This window comes from Hymenobacter plasmatis, assembly GCF_020711255.1.
Lineage (GTDB): Bacteria > Bacteroidota > Bacteroidia > Cytophagales > Hymenobacteraceae > Hymenobacter.
The window spans coordinates 75,235-91,080 of the sequence record NZ_JAJFAW010000017.1; the positions used below are offsets into that span (position 1 = coordinate 75,235).

The 15,846-nt window shown below is 64.3% G+C and carries 14 protein-coding genes; 9 read left to right on the forward strand and 5 right to left on the reverse strand.

Annotated elements, in window-relative coordinates; translation table 11 throughout:
• Positions 1 to 2: 2 nt before the first annotated feature.
• Positions 3 to 1,853 (forward strand): hypothetical protein, encoded by a 1,851-nt coding sequence (locus LJ738_RS13420; protein ID WP_227786889.1) that lies wholly within the window; start codon positions 3 to 5, stop codon positions 1,851 to 1,853.
• Between the two features lie 12 nt (positions 1,854 to 1,865).
• Here the strand turns inward: LJ738_RS13420 and LJ738_RS13425 are convergent, their stop codons facing one another.
• Positions 1,866 to 2,591 (reverse strand): glycosyltransferase family 2 protein, encoded by a 726-nt coding sequence (locus tag LJ738_RS13425; protein WP_227786890.1) that lies wholly within the window; start codon positions 2,589 to 2,591, stop codon positions 1,866 to 1,868.
• Between the two features lie 86 nt (positions 2,592 to 2,677).
• The gene (locus tag LJ738_RS13430) at positions 2,678 to 3,469 is read right to left on the reverse strand and encodes an SDR family oxidoreductase (RefSeq protein WP_227786900.1); all 792 of its coding nucleotides are present in this window, start codon (positions 3,467 to 3,469) and stop codon (positions 2,678 to 2,680) included.
• 236 nt (positions 3,470 to 3,705) lie between these two features.
• Between LJ738_RS13430 and LJ738_RS13435 the strand changes: the two genes are divergently transcribed.
• The 7 genes from LJ738_RS13435 to LJ738_RS13465 all read left to right on the forward strand — a co-directional run bounded on the left by LJ738_RS13435 (position 3,706) and on the right by LJ738_RS13465 (position 11,017).
• Positions 3,706 to 5,274 (forward strand): hypothetical protein, encoded by a 1,569-nt coding sequence (locus LJ738_RS13435; RefSeq protein ID WP_227786902.1) that lies wholly within the window; start codon positions 3,706 to 3,708, stop codon positions 5,272 to 5,274.
• Between the two features lie 60 nt (positions 5,275 to 5,334).
• Complete coding sequence (locus LJ738_RS13440; protein ID WP_227786903.1) at positions 5,335 to 5,865, forward strand: 3-hydroxyanthranilate 3,4-dioxygenase; 531 nt, start codon at positions 5,335 to 5,337, stop codon at positions 5,863 to 5,865.
• A gap of 11 nt (positions 5,866 to 5,876) precedes the next feature.
• A complete protein-coding gene (locus LJ738_RS13445; protein WP_227786904.1) occupies positions 5,877 to 7,178 on the forward strand; it encodes a glycosyltransferase family protein in 1,302 nt (433 codons plus the stop codon).
• A gap of 29 nt (positions 7,179 to 7,207) precedes the next feature.
• Positions 7,208 to 8,242, forward strand: a complete 1,035-nt coding sequence (locus tag LJ738_RS13450; RefSeq protein WP_227786905.1) for an amidohydrolase family protein — start codon at positions 7,208 to 7,210, stop codon at positions 8,240 to 8,242.
• Positions 8,243 to 8,313: 71 nt separating this feature from the next.
• The gene (kynU, locus tag LJ738_RS13455; RefSeq protein ID WP_227786906.1) at positions 8,314 to 9,594 is read left to right on the forward strand and encodes a kynureninase; all 1,281 of its coding nucleotides are present in this window, start codon (positions 8,314 to 8,316) and stop codon (positions 9,592 to 9,594) included.
• Between the two features lie 86 nt (positions 9,595 to 9,680).
• On the forward strand, positions 9,681 to 10,364 hold the full coding sequence (locus LJ738_RS13460) for a hypothetical protein (protein WP_227786907.1): 684 nt from the start codon (positions 9,681 to 9,683) through the stop codon (positions 10,362 to 10,364).
• A 59-nt stretch (positions 10,365 to 10,423) separates the two neighbouring features.
• Positions 10,424 to 11,017, forward strand: a complete 594-nt coding sequence (locus LJ738_RS13465; protein WP_227786908.1) for an alpha-ketoglutarate-dependent dioxygenase AlkB family protein — start codon at positions 10,424 to 10,426, stop codon at positions 11,015 to 11,017.
• A gap of 71 nt (positions 11,018 to 11,088) precedes the next feature.
• Here the strand turns inward: LJ738_RS13465 and LJ738_RS13470 are convergent, their stop codons facing one another.
• The 3 genes from LJ738_RS13470 to LJ738_RS13480 form a co-directional block, all read right to left on the reverse strand.
• Complete coding sequence (locus LJ738_RS13470) at positions 11,089 to 13,662, reverse strand: TonB-dependent receptor plug domain-containing protein (RefSeq protein WP_227786909.1); 2,574 nt, start codon at positions 13,660 to 13,662, stop codon at positions 11,089 to 11,091.
• A gap of 45 nt (positions 13,663 to 13,707) precedes the next feature.
• Positions 13,708 to 13,884 (reverse strand): carboxypeptidase-like regulatory domain-containing protein, encoded by a 177-nt coding sequence (locus LJ738_RS13475; protein WP_227786910.1) that lies wholly within the window; start codon positions 13,882 to 13,884, stop codon positions 13,708 to 13,710.
• A 116-nt stretch (positions 13,885 to 14,000) separates the two neighbouring features.
• Entirely contained in the window at positions 14,001 to 14,162 is a 162-nt protein-coding gene (locus LJ738_RS13480; protein WP_227786912.1) for a hypothetical protein, read from the reverse strand.
• A 304-nt stretch (positions 14,163 to 14,466) separates the two neighbouring features.
• On the opposite strand from LJ738_RS13480, the gene LJ738_RS13485 reads away from it, so the two are divergent.
• Positions 14,467 to 15,846: an FAD-dependent oxidoreductase gene (locus tag LJ738_RS13485; RefSeq protein WP_227786913.1), complete on the forward strand. Its 1,380-nt coding sequence runs from the start codon at positions 14,467 to 14,469 to the stop codon at positions 15,844 to 15,846.

Consider the following 15,846-nt stretch of genomic DNA (forward strand, 5'->3'; position numbering starts at 1 on the left):
CCATGAAGCTTCGTGCGCCGCTTTCGCTGGCTGTGGTCCTGGTGTTGTTTCTGCTGCTAGTGCAGGTACGACTGTGGGCGCCCTATTTCGAAACACACAACGTCACGGCCGTCCTCACCTGGGATGCCATGGGCCACTACCTGTACCTGCCGGCGCAGTTCATTTACCACGACTTGTCACGGCTGGCCTTCATCCCCGACATCATGCGGGAGTACCAGCCCACGGGGTCTTTCTACCAGGCTTTTCCGGCGCCCGATGGCCCGGCTGGAGCCATGGTGATGAAGTACCCCATTGGCGTGGCCATTCTCAATACGCCCTTCTTCTGGCTGGGCCACTGGGCCGCCGGGCACTGGCACTACGCGCAAGACGGCTTTTCGGCCCCGTACCAGATAGCCATTGCCTTTGGCAGCCTGCTGTATTCGCTGCTGGCGCTGGGCCTGCTCCGGCGCGTACTGCTTCGCTACGTATCCGATGTGGTGGCAGCCATTACACTCGGCCTTATTGTACTGGGCACCAACTACCTACAGTACTCGGCCATCGATGGAGCCATGGCCCACAATTATGGCTTTACGCTGTATGCGCTGCTGCTCTGGCTTACGGTGCGCTGGCACGAGCGGCCGCAACGCTGGCTGGCGGCGGCCATTGGCCTCACGCTGGGGTTGCTGGTGATTGTGCGGCCGTCGGACCTGGTGGCCGGGCTGCTGCCAGTACTCTGGGGCGTGACGTCGGTAGCAGCAGCGCGCCAGAAATTGGCCTTGCTGCGCGGGCGCTGGGGCGACGTGGCCCTGCTGCTGGGCTTTGGGTTGCTGGGCGTGCTGCCCCAGCTGCTGTACTGGAAATGGGCCAGCGGGCATTTTTTCGTGTACAGCTACGAGGAGCAGGGCTTCAGCTTTCTAAAGCCCCACACCTGGCAGGTGCTGTTTAGCTTTCGCAAGGGCTGGCTCATATACACGCCGCTGATGGCTCTGGCGTTGCTGGGCCTGGCCGTACTCTGGCGGCGCAACCGGGCGGTGGGTATGCCGGTGCTGGTGTATTTTCTGGTGAACCTGTGGGTAGTGTCGGCCTGGGACATCTGGTGGTACGGCGGCAGCTTTGGGCAGCGGGCCCTGGTGCAGTCGTACGCCGCGCTGGCTTTGCCGCTGGCCTACCTGCTGGCCTGGCTGGGCGAACCCCAACCCGGCCGGGCCTCCCTGCGCGGCGCGGCCCTCATCGCCTGCGTGCTGCTCGTGAACCTGAACCTGGTGCAGCACTGGCAGTACATGAACGGCATCATGGACGGCGAGAATATGAACCGGCACTACTACGCCGCCATTTTCGACACCCCGCGCCCCACCCAAGACCAGCTCAACCTGTTCGATACCAAGCACCGCCTGCCGGGCGGCATTGAGGCCTACACCCGCCGCGAGCTGGCCCGCCTTACCCTGGACGACCAGCCCGTGGCCACCGAAACGGGCATCACCGCCGACGCGGGCTACAACAGCCGGCAGTCGTACCGCACCGACCCGGCCCGCCCCTACAGCCCGACCATCAACGTACGCCTGCGCGACGCCCAGCTCCACGCCGGGCAGTGGGTGCGCGGCAGCGTGATGGTGAATTCCGAATACGGCGCCTGGGGCCAGAAGCTGGTGGTGAGCCTGGAGCGCCAGGGCAAAACGGTGCAGTGGGAAAATGCCCGCCTACAGAACGCCCTCAGCATCAGCCACCGGTGGACGCCCGTGTGGCTGGATGTGCCGCTGCCCCCCGATGCCCAGCCCGACGACGTGCTCAAAGTATTTGTGCTCAACGAGAACGGCTCGCCCTGCTACCTCGACGATATCCGGGCCGAAGCCCTATCCCCCAAGGACGGGTGGTAGCGCGGGCCCCGCTTAGGCGCCCAGCAGCCCGTACTTGAGGATGCAGTAGATAGCCCGGAAGCCGTCGCGCCAGCCTATCTTTTTCCCCTCGGCGTAGGTGCGGCCGTAGTAGCTGATGCCCACTTCGTAGATACGCACGTTGGGTACGCGGGCTACTTTGGCCGTCACCTCGGGCTCAAAGCCGAAGCGCTTTTCTTGCAGCTGCAGGCCCTGAATGATGTCGCGCCGGAACATCTTGTAGCAGGTTTCCATATCGGTCAGGTTCAGGTCGGTCACCAGGTTCGAGAGGAAGGTGAGCATGTTGTTGCCGATGCTGTGCCAGAAGAACAGGATGCGGTGGGGGTTGCCGCCCATAAAGCGCGAGCCGAACACCACATCGGCAAAGCCTTTCAGGATGGGCTTCATCAAACAGGCGTACTCCTCGGGGTCGTACTCCAGGTCGGCGTCCTGAATGATGACGTAGTCGCCGGTGGCCTCGCGTATGCCCGTGTGCAGCGCCGCGCCCTTCCCCTGGTTCACAGCATGCTCGAGCAGGCGCAGCCCCATTTCGGGGTAGCGCGCCGCGTACGCCCGGATGGTATCGCCGGAGCAGTCGGTAGAGCAGTCGTTGACCAGAATAATTTCCTTGCCGATGTTGTTCACCAGCTCTAGCTCGCGCAGCAAATCCAGAATCTGGTGGATGGTACGGGCTTCGTTGTAAACCGGAATAACGATGGAAAGCGTGTCGAATTTTACCAAAACGGGGGCAGTTAGGTTAGCGTAAAAGTAAGAATACTTGCGACCCAACCCGTGGTTCAGCTAACAATTACCTACATAAGGGGATATTACAGACTACCGGTGCGGCCGCCGTCGACGGGTACGCTGGTGCCGTTGATGTAGCCGGCGGCCGGCGAGGCCAGGAAGGCTACGGCCGCGGCCACCTCCTCGGGCAGCCCAAAGCGCCGGGCCGGAATGAGCTTGAGCATCTCGGTTTCGACGGCCTCGGCCGACTGGCCGGTTTGGGCAGCTTTCTTTTCCACGAGCGAGGTGTGGCGCTGCGTGAGCGTGGCCCCGGGTAGCACGTTGTTGACGGTGATGCCGTGTGGGCCCAACTCGTTGGCCAGGGTTTTAGCCCAACTGGCCACGGCACCGCGGATGGTGTTGCTCACGCCCAGGCCCGGCAGCGGAACCTTTACTGACGTGCTCACGATGTTGATGATGCGCCCAAAGCCTGCCTGCTGCATGGCCGGCACCACGGCCTGGGCCAGCAAATGGTTGCACACTACGTGCTGATTAAAAGCCGCTTGCAGGGCCGCCACCGGCGCATCCAGCAGTGGCCCGCCCGCAGGGCCGCCGGTATTGTTCACCAGAATGTGAAAGCCCGTGGGGTGCTGGGCCAGGTAGCCCTGCACCACTCGGGCCAGGTGCTCGGGGTCGTTGAAGTCGGCCACAAGGTAGTCGTGTTGGTGGCCGGTGGGCGCCGGCAACTCCAGTACCGTTTCGCGCAGGCGCTCCTCGTTGCGGGCCAATAGCGTGATGGCGCAGCCGCGCTCGGCCAGGGCCTGGGCCACAGCCCGGCCGATGCCTTGGGTGCTGCCGCCCACCAGGGCGCGATAAGGAAGCAGGTCAGTATGCATGATTTAAGAAAGATAAAACAAGAAATATTCGGGAATTTTTGCAAATTAGAGTTTAGCGTTCCTTTCCTGACACCAACTGCCCGCTCAAGCCGGCAAACATAACCCGCAGGTCGCCAGAACTTGCCCGGGCGGGGCGTTTTTGAAAGAATTCACTCCATCGCAGCGCTATGCAAACGCTTCTACCCCGCTGGACTTTTCGCCGCATTGAGAGCAGCTTATTCTGGTTACTGCTGGGGTTGCACCTACTCCCCGTGTGGGCCTTTCGCTATTTCGTGAGCACCGACGGGGCGGCCCACCTCTACAATGCCTGGGTGCTGAAAGCCATGCTGCTCGACCCACAGAGCCGGTTTCGGGTGCTGCTGGATTTCAACCTCAACCCCGAGCCCAATTACCTGAGCCACGCATTGCTGGCGGGCCTGCTCACGGTGCTGCCCCCCTGGCTAGCCGAAAAAGTGGTGCTGACGCTGTACGTGGCCGGCCTGCCGCTGGCGGTACGCTACCTGCTGCAGAGCTGGCAGCCGGCTGCTGGGTTTCTAGCGGTGCTGGCGTTTCCGCTCATCTACAGCGTGGTGCTACAGTGGGGGTTTTATAATTTCTGCCTGAGCATGGTGGTGTTGCTGCTGGCCTTGGGCTACTGGAAGCGGCACCTGGCCGGCGTGGCGCGGCCTGGGGCCCGGCACATAGCCGGCCTCGTGGGCTTGGTTACGCTGCTGTACCTGGCCCACCCGCTGGCTTACCTCACGGCGGGCCTGCTGCTGGGCCTGTTGCTGCTAGAGCAGCTGCTGACTGCCCCCCCGCGCGGCGGCAGGAGGGGGCTGGCCCCAATTATTGCCCAAGCCGGCGCCCTGCTGCTGGCGTTTCTGCCCACGCTGCCGCTACTGGGCTGGTACTTCTGGCGCAAGGGCGGCGAAGGCAACGGCGCCCCCGCTCCCCTGGGCCTGGCGCGCTACGCCACCGACCTGCTGGAGCTGGAGCCCCTGCGCTACATGGGCCCGGCCGAGCGCCCCTACCGGGTGCTGGTGGCACTGGTGCTGCTGCTGGCGCTGGGCTACGCCGCGCGGCGGCACTGGCGCGGCCGGGCGCTGGCGCCTGCCTGGGGCTGGGCGGCGGGCGGCGGCCTGCTGGCTCTGGGCTACCTGCTGGTGCCCGATGCACTGGCGGGCGGCAGCGTCATCCGGCCGCGGCTGGGCCTGCTCTGCTACCTCGTGGCACTGGGCGGGCTGGCCACCGTGGCGTACCGTCCGGCGGTGCGCTGGGTGCTACTGCTGGGCGGGTTTGGGGCGGCCGGGGTGCTGCTGGGCTTTCGCTTTGGGCGCTACCAGATGCTGCAGGCCGGGCTGGATGAATACCGCTCGGCGGCGGCCTACATCCAGCCCGGCAGCACGCTGGCCCCGCTGCAGTTTGCGCAAACCCCCGACATGCCCGCCAGCCACGACCCGGCCGTGTCCATCGACGCCTTTGGGCACACCGCCGGCTACCTGGCCGTGGAACGCAACTTGGTGGATTACGAGAACTACGAAGCCCAGACTGGCTACTTCCCGCTGATATGGCGGGCCGGGCAGGAGCGCCTCAGCCAGCGCGACAGCCTGCCCCAACGCCTCGACGTGACGCCCCGCCCCGGCTCGCCGGCCCCCGACTACGTGCTGCTGTGGGCCCTTGCCGACACCACCGCCGTGCCCAGCGCCAACCGCCGCCGCGCCCTGGCCCAGCTCGACAGCTTTTACTGCCCTGTGTACCGCTCCCGCACCGGCCTGGCGCGGCTCTACGTGCACCGCCGGCTGGCAGTGGCCCGTGTGACGCGCTGAGTTCCGGACGCGGTTCTGCCCGTATCTTACGGCGCCCGCAACTTTTCAGCCCCTCCACCCATGCCCATTGCCCGCCCCTTCAACTTTCAACAGTGGATTGACGAACACCGCCATTTGCTAAAGCCGCCGGTGGGCAACCAGCAGGTGTTCACGGACAACAAGGACTTCATCGTGATGGTGGTGGGCGGCCCCAACGCCCGCAAAGACTACCACGTGGACGCCGGCGAGGAGTTGTTCTGGCAACTCGAGGGCACGATGACCGTGAAAATCATCGAAGACGGCCAGCCGGTGGACATCACCATCGGGCCCGGCGAGATCTTCCTGCTGCCGCCCAACGTGCCCCACTCGCCGCGCCGCCCGGCCGGCACCGTGGGCCTGGTGCTGGAGCGCTACCGCGAGCCCGGCGAGCTCGACGGCTTTCAGTGGTACTGCGAAAACTGCGGCCACAAGCTGTACGAGGAGTTTGCCGTCATCACCGACATCGTGGCCCAGCTCCCGCCCATCATGAATGCTTTCTGGCAGGACGACGCCAAGCGCACCTGCCAAGTGTGCGGCACCTACATGGAGGCCCCAGCGCCTGTGGCCAGCTAAGCACACCTCCGATGCGCTCCTTCTACGTGTGGCTGCTGACGGCAGCCCTGGCCGTGGCGGCCCTGGTGCAGGACCAACCCTGGAACCGGCTGAAAGTATTCAGCTGGGACCCCGGCGGCTACTATGCCTACCTGCCGTCGGCTTTTATTTACCACGACCTGGGCCGGGCCGATTCGTTGCAGCACCTGGTGGAAAAGTATGGCCCGGAAAAGACACCGGTGCTTGGCATCTACACGCTGCCCAACGGCCGCGCCATTTCCAAGTATCCACTGGGGCTGGCCGTGGGCGAGCTGCCGTGGTTTTGGGGCGCGCACCTCTACGCGAAAGCGCACAGCGACCTGCCCGATGGGTTTTCGCGGCCCTACCAGCAAAGCATGGTGCTGGCCGGGCTGGCTTATGGGCTGCTGGGCCTGTGGGTAGTGCGCAAGCTGCTGCTGCACTACTTCGACGACCGCACCGCGGCCTGGGCGCTGGCCGGCGTAGGCCTCGGCACCAACTTCTATAATTACGCCACCTTCGATGCGCCCATGGCCCACGGCGCGCTGTTTATGTGGCAGGCGGCCGCGCTCTACTGCACCGTGCGCTGGCATGAAACCTTCCGCTGGCGGTGGGCCGCAGGCATTGGGCTGTTTTTGGGAATGGCAGTGCTGTGCCGCTTCACCGAAATGCTATACGTGCTCATTCCCCTTACCTGGGGCATTACCTCCTTAGCCGCCCTGCGCCAGCGCGGGGCGCTGCTGGCCAGCCACGCCGGGCAGCTCGCGCTGATGGCGGCCATTGGGGCAGCCGTACTGAGTTTGCAGTTCCTGTTCTGGAAAGCTACTTCCGGACACTGGCTGGTTGACGCCTACAGCACGGAGCGGTTCGATTTCCGGCACCCGCACGTGTTCAATGGCTTGTTCAGCTTCCGCAAGGGGTGGTTTCTCTACACGCCGCTGGCCTTGCTGATGCTGCTGGGGCTGAACGCGGCGCGGCGGGCGGTGCCGGCCGTGGTGGTGCCCGCGCTGGTGCTGCTGCCGGTGCTGCTCTACGTCACCTTTAGCTGGGAGGCCTGGTGGTACGGCGGCGGCTTTAGTGCCCGGCCGCTGGTGAGCCTTTACCCGCTGCTGGCCCTGCCCCTGGCGGCCCTGCTGCTGCGGGCTCGCCAGCGCTGGGAGAGCTGGCGCCGCCAGGGGCTGCACCTGGCCGTGCTGCTGTGTATTGGCCTGAACCTGTGGCAGACCTGGCAGTACGCCAGCGGCCTGCTGATGTACGATAACAACACGCCGGAGATGTACCGACGCAACTTTTTCCACACCCCCTACGCCCCGTAGTTTTCCTCACTTCTCGCCTGTCCCACCCCGTGCTGAGCATCGACATCCACACCCACATCCTGCCCGAGCGCTGGCCCGACTTAGCCGAGCGCTACGGCTACGGGGGCTTCATCCGGCTGGAGCACCACAAGCCCTGCTGCGCCCGCATGATGCAGGACGACAAGTTCTTCCGCGAAGTGCAGGACAACTGCTGGGACCCCGCCGTGCGGCTGCGCGAGTACGACCAGTTTGGGGTGCAGGTGCAGGTGCTCAGCACCGTGCCCGTGATGTTCAGCTACTGGGCCAAGCCGGCCGACTGCCTCGACCTGAGCCAGTTGCTCAACGACCACATTGCCGACGTGGTGCACCGCTACCCCACGCGCTACGTGGGGTTGGGCACCATCCCGATGCAGGCGCCCAAGCTGGCCATCCAGGAGCTGGAGCGCTGCATGAAAATTGGGCTGGCAGGCGTGCAAATCGGCTCGCACGTGAACGACTGGAACCTCGACCAGCCGGAGCTATTCGAAGTCTTTGCCGCCGCCCAGGAGTTGGGCGCCTGCGTATTTGTGCACCCTTGGGACATGATGGCCCAGCAGAAAATGCCCAAGTACTGGCTGCCCTGGCTGGTGGGCATGCCTGCCGAAAGCACGTTGGCGCTTTGCTCGCTCATCTTTGGCGGGGTGCTGGAGCGGCTGCCCCGGCTGCGCGTGGCGGTGGCCCACGGCGGGGGCTCGTTTGCCAGCACCATCGGGCGCATCGAGCACGGCTGGCAGGTGCGGCCCGACCTCTGCGCCGTGGACAACCCCCACAACCCGCGCAACTACCTGGGCAAGTTTTGGGTCGACTCCCTGGTGCACGACCCGCTGATGCTCGACTACTTGGTAAAGACCCTCGGGGCCGACAAAATCACGTTGGGCTCGGACTATCCCTTCCCGCTGGGCGAGCTGGAACCCGGCCAGCTCATCAAGTCTATGCCGTTTTCGGATGACATCAAGGCGCAGATGCTGGGCCAGAACGCGCTGGACTGGCTGGGGCTGGCCCAGGAGCGATTTATCACGGCACCCTCTCTGCTGGCCGGCCGGTAGGCGGCCATTGCCCGAATCTTTCCGGCCGGCCGCAACGGGGCGCGCTGCCTACCGCCGATATTTGCGCCTTCATGACCTACGCCCCCGCTCCTATCTCCGCTGCCCAACTCGACACCAACGACCCGCTAGCGGCTTTCCGCCAGGAGTTTCACCTTCCGCCCGGCCCCGATGGCCGGCCGTGCGCCTACTTCTGCGGCAACTCACTGGGCCTGCAGCCCAAGGCGGCCCGCGCCGCGGTAGAGCAGGAGTTTGAGGCCTGGGAACGGCTGGGCGTGGAAGGCCACTTCCACGGCACCTCGCCCTGGATGCACTACCACGAAACGCTGACTACGGCATCGGCCCACCTGGTGGGCGCCCGGCCCATTGAGGTGGTGGTGATGAACAGCCTCACGGTCAACCTGCACCTGCTGCTGGTGTCGTTTTATCGCCCCACGGCCACGCGCTACAAGATTTTGATGGAAGGCGGCGCCTTTCCGTCCGACCAGTACGCCATAGAGAGCCAGGCCCGCCTGCACGGCCTCGACCCCGCCGACGTGATAGTGGAGCTGGTGCCCCGGCCCGGCGAGCATACCCTGCGCACCGCCGACATTGAAGCCACCATTCAGGAGCTGGGTGCCTCGCTGGCCACCGTGCTCATCGGGGGCGTGAACTACTACACCGGGCAGGCCTTCGACATGGCCGCCATCACGCGGGCCGGCCACGCGGTGGGCGCGCTGGTGGGCTTCGACCTGGCCCACGCGGCCGGCAACCTGGAGCTGCACCTGCACGACTGGGACGTGGATTTTGCCTGCTGGTGCTCCTACAAGTACCTGAACTCGGGCCCCGGCGGCACGTCGGGCGTGTATGTGCACGAGCGGTTTGCCCAGCGACCCGATTTGGTGCGGCTGGCCGGCTGGTGGGGCCACGACCCCTCCGATAGGTTTCAGATGAAAAAAGGCTTCCGGCCCATGCCCGGCGCGGCGGGCTGGCAGCTCTCCAATGCCCAGATTTTCCCAATGGCCATTCACCGGGCCAGCATGGATATCGTGGAGCGCGCTGGGGGCATGGCCGCCCTGCGCCGCAAGAGCGAGCAGCTCACCGGCTACCTCGAAACCCTTATCCGCGGGCTGGGGCTGCCCACCACCCAGCTGGAAATTATCACCCCCACGGACCCCGCCCAGCGCGGCTGCCAGCTCTCGGTGCTGGTGCACCTGCGGGGCCGCGAGCTGTTCGACTACCTGGCCGGCTGGGGCATCATCGCCGATTGGCGGGAGCCCAACGTCATTCGTCTGGCACCCGTGCCGCTCTATAATTCGTTTGAGGATGTAAGCCGGGTGGGCGAGGCGTTGGCGCGCTTCTTCACTGAGGAATGAAGAAAGAGGCCGGAAGAACAGCTTCTTCCGCCCCTTGCTCGATGCCCCACCCACACCCCTTCTACTTTCCTAATTCCTCAATTGCTATGGAAGATTACGCCGCCAAGATGCTGCTCAAGACCGACGCGGCCCTGCGCGAATACGTGACCGGCCATGTCCAGTACCGCGAAGCCGCCGTGTTAGCGGCCTTCGATGAACTACGCCGCCGCGGGCAGCCTGCCCCCGAAGAAGCTGCCCTGCGCCCTGGCCTGGAAGAGGCCGCGGCCGCGCAACGCGCCCTCGAGGAAGCCGCCGAGGCCGAGCGCGAGCAAGCCGCCGTGGCCGCCGACCCCAGCGCGGCGCCCACCGGCCCGGCGCTGTATTCGCCGATTACCATTGTGCTGTTTTCGCTGCCCTTCACCCTGCTGGCCGGCGGCACGCTGCTGGCCATCAACCTGTGGCGGCTGGACCGCAAGCGCGCCCTGCTCGGGCTGCTGCTCTTCATTGGGGCCTACATGCTGGCCGGTGCGCTGGCGCTGCAGTGGGCGCTGCCCCGCTACGGCCTGAGCGCGTGGTACGGGCCCCTGTTCAACCTGCCCGCTATTCTGGCTTATGTGCTGTGGTTCTGGCCCCGCTACGTGGGCGCGGTGAGCTACCGCAACCGCAGCTGGCTCCCGCCCCTGCTGGTGTGTTTTGCGCTGTTGTTTGGCATTCAAAAGCTCAATAACTACCTGATGCAGAAGCAGCCCAAGGAAGTACGCGAGCAGCTGGAGAAAATGATGCCCAAGTAGCCGGCGCTATAAAACCGTCTAATCACCCAGCGGTTTCCAACGCTTTTTGCCTCTTGCCCATGGCCCTGCTGCCCTTGCTCCTGCCCCAGGCCGACCTGCTGTTTGACCCCGCTTTTTTGCCGACGGCGGAAGCCGATACCTTGCTCACCCAGCTCACGGCGGAGGTGACCTGGGAGCAGCGCGCCATCAGGCTATTTGGGCAGGAAGTGCCGCAGCCCCGGCTCACGGCCTGGTACGGCGACCCCGCGGCCCGCTACACCTACTCGGGCCTGAGCTGGGAGCCGCGGCCCTGGACGCCCGTCCTGCTCTGCCTGCGCCAGCGCATCGAGGCCGCCACCAGCTCAACTTTCAACAGCGTGCTGCTGAATTACTACCGCGACGGCCGCGACAGCATGGGCTGGCACGCCGACGATGAGCCGGAGCTGGGCCCCGCCCCGGTTATTGCCTCGCTTAGCCTGGGCGCTACCCGGCGCTTCCGCTTGCGGCCGCGCGCCGGGCTGGCACATGCACCCCTGGGCCTGGACCTGCACAGCGGCAGCCTGCTGCTCATGCGGGGAGCCACCCAGCGGCACTGGCAGCATGCTTTGCCCAAAACGGCCCGCCCGCTAGGCCCCCGGCTCAACCTGACCTTTCGCTGGGTAGAGGCCGCTTGACCTCTGGCTCAACAAACAAAAAGCCCCGGCCTGCAATCAGGCCGGGGCTTTTTGTGAAGCGCAGGGATTAACTATTTGATGTCAAACAGCAGCCCAACGTAGCCGATGCGGCCGATGCTGGGCGCGCCGTATACCTGCAGGTTGGGGGCATCGAACAAGTTGGTGGCACCTGCCTGCAGGGTGGTGTGCAGACTCTTGAGGGTGTAGCCCACTTGCGCGTCCACGGTCTGGGCCTGAGGCACGGTGCCAGTGGCGAAAGTCGACTCGTACAGGAAAGCCGCAACCCAGCGGTAGTTCACGTTGTAGCTCAACTTGCGGTCCAGCGCCTGGCCGTCGAAGCCCAGGTTGAACTTGTGGCGGGGGGTGTTGAAGAACGACTGCGTGCCGGCCTTGAATTCTTTTGTGATGAGGTCATTGTAGCTGTAGTTGCCGTTCAGCGTCAGGGCCGGAGCTACGGCGTAGGCCAGCGTCAGGCCCGCGCCGTGGCTTTGCACGCGCTGGTCGACGTTGCTGGCAATCTGAATCACGCGCGTGTTGAGGGCACTGTTCTGGAAGCGCCCACCGGCCGCGGCGCCAATCTGGGCCGTGGTGGGCTGGCTGCCGTCGATGTTGCCGATAAAGTTCTGGGTGGCAATGAAGTTGTTGTAGGTATTGTAGAAGTAATCAACGTCGACGTACACGTTCTTGCCGAACTGGGCGCGGTAGCCCACTTCGGTGCTGTTTACTTCTTCCAGCTTCAGGCCGGCGCTGCTGTAGCGGTAGGCGGCCAGGTCGGCGCTGCGGCTCGGCGCCAGGATGCCGGGGTCGGCGCTCAGCTTGGCGCCCAGGGCGGTGCTGTAGCCCTCGAAGCCGCCGCGCACGTTGCCCAGCAAAATGGCGCGGCCCACATCGAGGCGGATGTACTGGTCGTTTTGGGTAGGAGCCCGGAAGGCGCGGCTGAAGCTGAGGCGGAAGTTCTGCTGCTTGTCGGCCCCCATCGAATACACCGCCGAGGCGCGAGGCGAAAACGCCGTGCCGAAGTTCTGAAACCGGTCGACGCGGCCGGCGGCGGCGAGCTTCAGGTGGTCGTCGAGCAGGGTTTTGCTGGCCTGGGCATATGCGCCGTACTCGTAGTTCACGATGCGGTCGCCGTCCTTTTTGTCTTCAAACAAGCTGCCGTCGGAGCCCAGCAAAAACTGGCGGTAGGCGGCGCCCATCGTCAGGTCGGCGAAGTTGTTGCGGTAGGTGTACTGCCCGCTGCCTTCGTTGAGGATGGAGCGAATGATAAGGCGGGCGCCTTTGCCCGGTGTGGGGTCGTGGATAATCTGGTTGCGGGCGGCATCAAACTCGGCAGTGCCGGGCTGCAGCAGCGTAGGCGCCGCGGCGCCAATGGCCGCCTGTACCGACGCATCGGGCGCCTGGCCCCCGGCCAGCCGGGCCGCCAGAGTGCCCAGGTATGTGCCCACGTAGCGCTGGGCGTAAGTAGTAGAGGTGGAGCCGGGAATGAGCTGGTTTTGCAGGAAGCCGCCCAGGAAGCCCAGATTGTAGGAGCCGGTCTTTAGGGGGTCGCGTGCGCCGGAGAAGTCCTGGGTGGTGAAGGCCCGTACAAACCAATTGCGGCCTTCTACCTGCACGCGGCCCTGATGGGCGCCGCCGTTCAGAAAGCGGTAGCGGCTGGCACTCTGGTACGTGGTGCTCGCCTCGGTGTACTTGTAGTCGATGGTGGCCTTCACCGAGTTGCTCAGCAGCACGGCCAGGCTGGGCGCCACTTTGTACGAATGGGTTTTGTTGTCGCCGGCCACGAGTTCGCGCTCGGTGTAGCCGGGCAAAAACAAGGTTTTGCCGACCAGCGCGGTCGGGGTCGGAATGGAGTTGCCGTTGCCATCGCGGTAGGGCGCGCCGGTAGCGGGGTTGATGAGCACCTGCCCAAAGGTGATGGCGCCCACGTCGCCGTAGCGGCTCACGGCATCGTAGCCGGCCACGGAGCCGGCGGGGTTGTTGGCCGGCTCAATCAGTGAGGAAGTAGCGTCTTGGTTTTCGGCAAAGAAATCATCGGCCACGGTGGCGCCGCCCGAAATTTTGAAGGCCACGCGTTCGCCGATTTTCACGGCGTAGCGCAGCTGGCCATCCAGCAGGTTGCGGTTGCCACCGCGCAGGCGCACCGTGAGGCCGGGGTCTTTGAAAGGGTCTTTGGAGTTGGTGAGCAGCACGCCGTTGAAGGCGTTGGCGCCATAGAGAGCCGAGGCCGGGCCGTGCACAATTTCTACGCTGGCCACGTCGAGCACCGGCATGCCCAGCAGGTTGCCGAAGTTGCTGCTCAGGCTGGGCACCTGGGTATCCATGTAATCGGCCAGCTGAATCACGCGCTCCGAGCGGGAAGAGTTAAAGCCCCGGGTACTGAAGCTGGTGGTGAGCAGGCTGGAGCTGCTGATGTCGATGCCCTTGAAGCGGCCCAGGCCAGCCACCAGGTCGGGGGTGGTGATTTGCTCTACCTGGCGCTGGTTGAGCTTTTCCACCGTTACGGGCACCTGGCCAATGTTTTCTTCCACGCGGGAAGCCGCCACTACCACTTGGTCGAGCACGGCGCTGGGCCGGAGCGTGACGGTCAGGGCGTTGTCGGGCTCAGTGAGCGGCAGCTCTTGGGTTTCGTAGCCGATAAATGACACAGACAAAACCAGCGGCCCCTTCGAAAAATCCGCTTTAATCTGAAACTATCCTTCTTCGTTGCAGCTGCCCCCGGTGTAGGTACCCTTGATAATGACCGTTGCCCCGGGCAGGGCCGTTCCGGCTTCGGTTTGCACCGTGCCGCTGATGGTTTGCGGGCCCTGGGCCCGGCTACCAAGCGGCAGTAAAAGACATAGAAATAAAAGAATGTAAATGTGGCGCATTGGGGGAATTTTAAAAAAGTAGGCTGCAAAACTACCTTTTTATTCCCGCATATCCCCATCTATTATTGTTCTAACCGCCGCTTTATCGACTTGATAAATTTCTAATTAATAAATAGTTAGTATCTAATATCTGGATGCCCGCCCAACTGCGGGGCGTCGCCCTTGCACATCATCAGGCCGCCGACTTCCATCACCTTGCTTTCGGGCCCAAACGCTACCACTACCGGCACCGTGCGCCACCACGGCGCTGTGGTGGAAACGGGATAAGCAGCTGCCACCGCAATAGCTTGGCGGTTCCCGGTGCGTAAGCGCCACCGCATGTACCCCATCCGCTTGAAACGGAACCGAAAATGTGTCATGGCTATACTTTATTTAATCCCAATTCGTCAAAGGTCAACGTACGGTTGCTTCATTCGTGCCATTTCCGCCAAAAACTGCCATGCACTCGACAAACAAGGCTGCGTGCGCGACGAACAAAATGGCAGCGCTTTTCTTAGGCACTTGAATATGCAATTGTCTTAACATTCAACAGCCCGGGCGCAGTGCGCGTAGTAGCTTCGCTGTCCCAACTTTTCCTTGCTTATGTCTGCTGTTGCCCCCTCGTTGCCCACCGCCGAACCGCTTACCGTGATGGGGGCGGGCCTGGTGGGCTCCCTGCTGTCGTTGTACCTGGCGCGGCGCGGGCACCCGGTGCAGGTATTTGAGCGCCGCGCCGACCCGCGCCGGGCCGGATTTCAGGAAGGCCGCTCCATCAACCTGGCCTTGTCGGACCGCGGCTGGCGGGCCCTGGAGGGCGTGGGCGTGGCCGATGACATTCGCCAGGTGGGCATTCCGATGACCGGCCGGGTGATGCACGACGTGCAGGGCAACCTCACCCGGCAGCCCTACGGCCAGGCCGACCAGGCCATCTACTCCGTCAACCGCGGCCACCTCAACCGCCGCCTGCTCGACCTGGCCGAGGCCCAGCCCAACGTGCGCCTGCACTTCGGCCAGCAGTGCCTGGGCATCGACCTGAAGGCGCAGCAGCTGCACCTGCTCGACACGGCCACGCAGCAGGAGCACACAGAGCCCTACAGCCGCCTGTTTGGTACCGACGGTGCGTTTTCGGCGGTGCGCAGCGCCCTGCAGAAAACCGACCGCTACGATTACTCACAGGACTACCTGGAGTACGGCTACAAGGAGCTCACCATCGAAGCCGGCCCGCAGGGCACGTGGCAGCTCGAGAAAAACGCCCTCCACATCTGGCCCCGCGGGCAGTACCTGATGATAGCGCTGCCCAACCTCGACGGCTCGTTCAACTGCACGCTGTTTTTCCCCTACGAAGGGCCCGAGAGCTTCGCCGCCCTGCAAACGCCGGCCGACGTGACGGCCTTTTTCACCCGCGTGTTTGCCGATGCCGTGCCGCTGATGCCGGCGCTCACGCAGGAGTTTTTTGAACACCCCACCGGCTCGCTGGTCACCATTCGCTGCTTTCCGTGGAAGTACGACGATGACGTGCTGCTGCTCGGCGATGCGTCGCACGCCATTGTGCCGTTTTACGGGCAGGGCATGAACGCCGGCTTCGAAGACTGCAGCGTGCTCAATGCCCTGCTCGACCAGTACGGCGATGCGGCCTGGCCCACCATTTTCAACGAGTTTCAGGCGCAGCGCAAGCCCAACACCGACGCCATGGCCGACCTGGCGCTGTACAACTTCACCGAAATGCGCGACCGCGTGGCCGACCCGCGCTTTCTGCTGCAGAAGAAGATTGAGGCCCGGATTTCGAGCCAGTACCCCGGCCGCTGGACGCCGCTGTATTCGCAGGTTACGTTTTCACACACGCCCTACGCCGAGGCCTGGGCCGCCGGCCAGCGCCAGGATGCCATCATGGCCCGCCTCATGCCGCATATTCAAACCGAAGCCGACTTCGACCAGCCCGCCGTGCAGGAGCTGGTGCGGCAGGAAATGGCCGCCCAGAATTAA

Excerpts from the sequence above, each read along its gene's own strand:
- LJ738_RS13420 (WP_227786889.1), top strand. The coding sequence starts at position 3 with ATGAAGCTTCGTGCGCCGCTTTCGCTGGCTGTGGTCCTGGTGTTGTTT.
- LJ738_RS13430 (WP_227786900.1), bottom strand. The coding sequence starts at position 3,469 with ATGCATACTGACCTGCTTCCTTATCGCGCCCTGGTGGGCGGCAGCACC.
- LJ738_RS13440 (WP_227786903.1), top strand. The coding sequence starts at position 5,335 with ATGCCCATTGCCCGCCCCTTCAACTTTCAACAGTGGATTGACGAACAC.
- LJ738_RS13445 (WP_227786904.1), top strand. The coding sequence starts at position 5,877 with ATGCGCTCCTTCTACGTGTGGCTGCTGACGGCAGCCCTGGCCGTGGCG.
- kynU (WP_227786906.1), top strand. The coding sequence starts at position 8,314 with ATGACCTACGCCCCCGCTCCTATCTCCGCTGCCCAACTCGACACCAAC.
- LJ738_RS13460 (WP_227786907.1), top strand. The coding sequence starts at position 9,681 with ATGGAAGATTACGCCGCCAAGATGCTGCTCAAGACCGACGCGGCCCTG.
- LJ738_RS13465 (WP_227786908.1), top strand. The coding sequence starts at position 10,424 with ATGGCCCTGCTGCCCTTGCTCCTGCCCCAGGCCGACCTGCTGTTTGAC.
- LJ738_RS13475 (WP_227786910.1), bottom strand. The coding sequence starts at position 13,884 with ATGCGCCACATTTACATTCTTTTATTTCTATGTCTTTTACTGCCGCTT.
- LJ738_RS13485 (WP_227786913.1), top strand. The coding sequence starts at position 14,467 with ATGTCTGCTGTTGCCCCCTCGTTGCCCACCGCCGAACCGCTTACCGTG.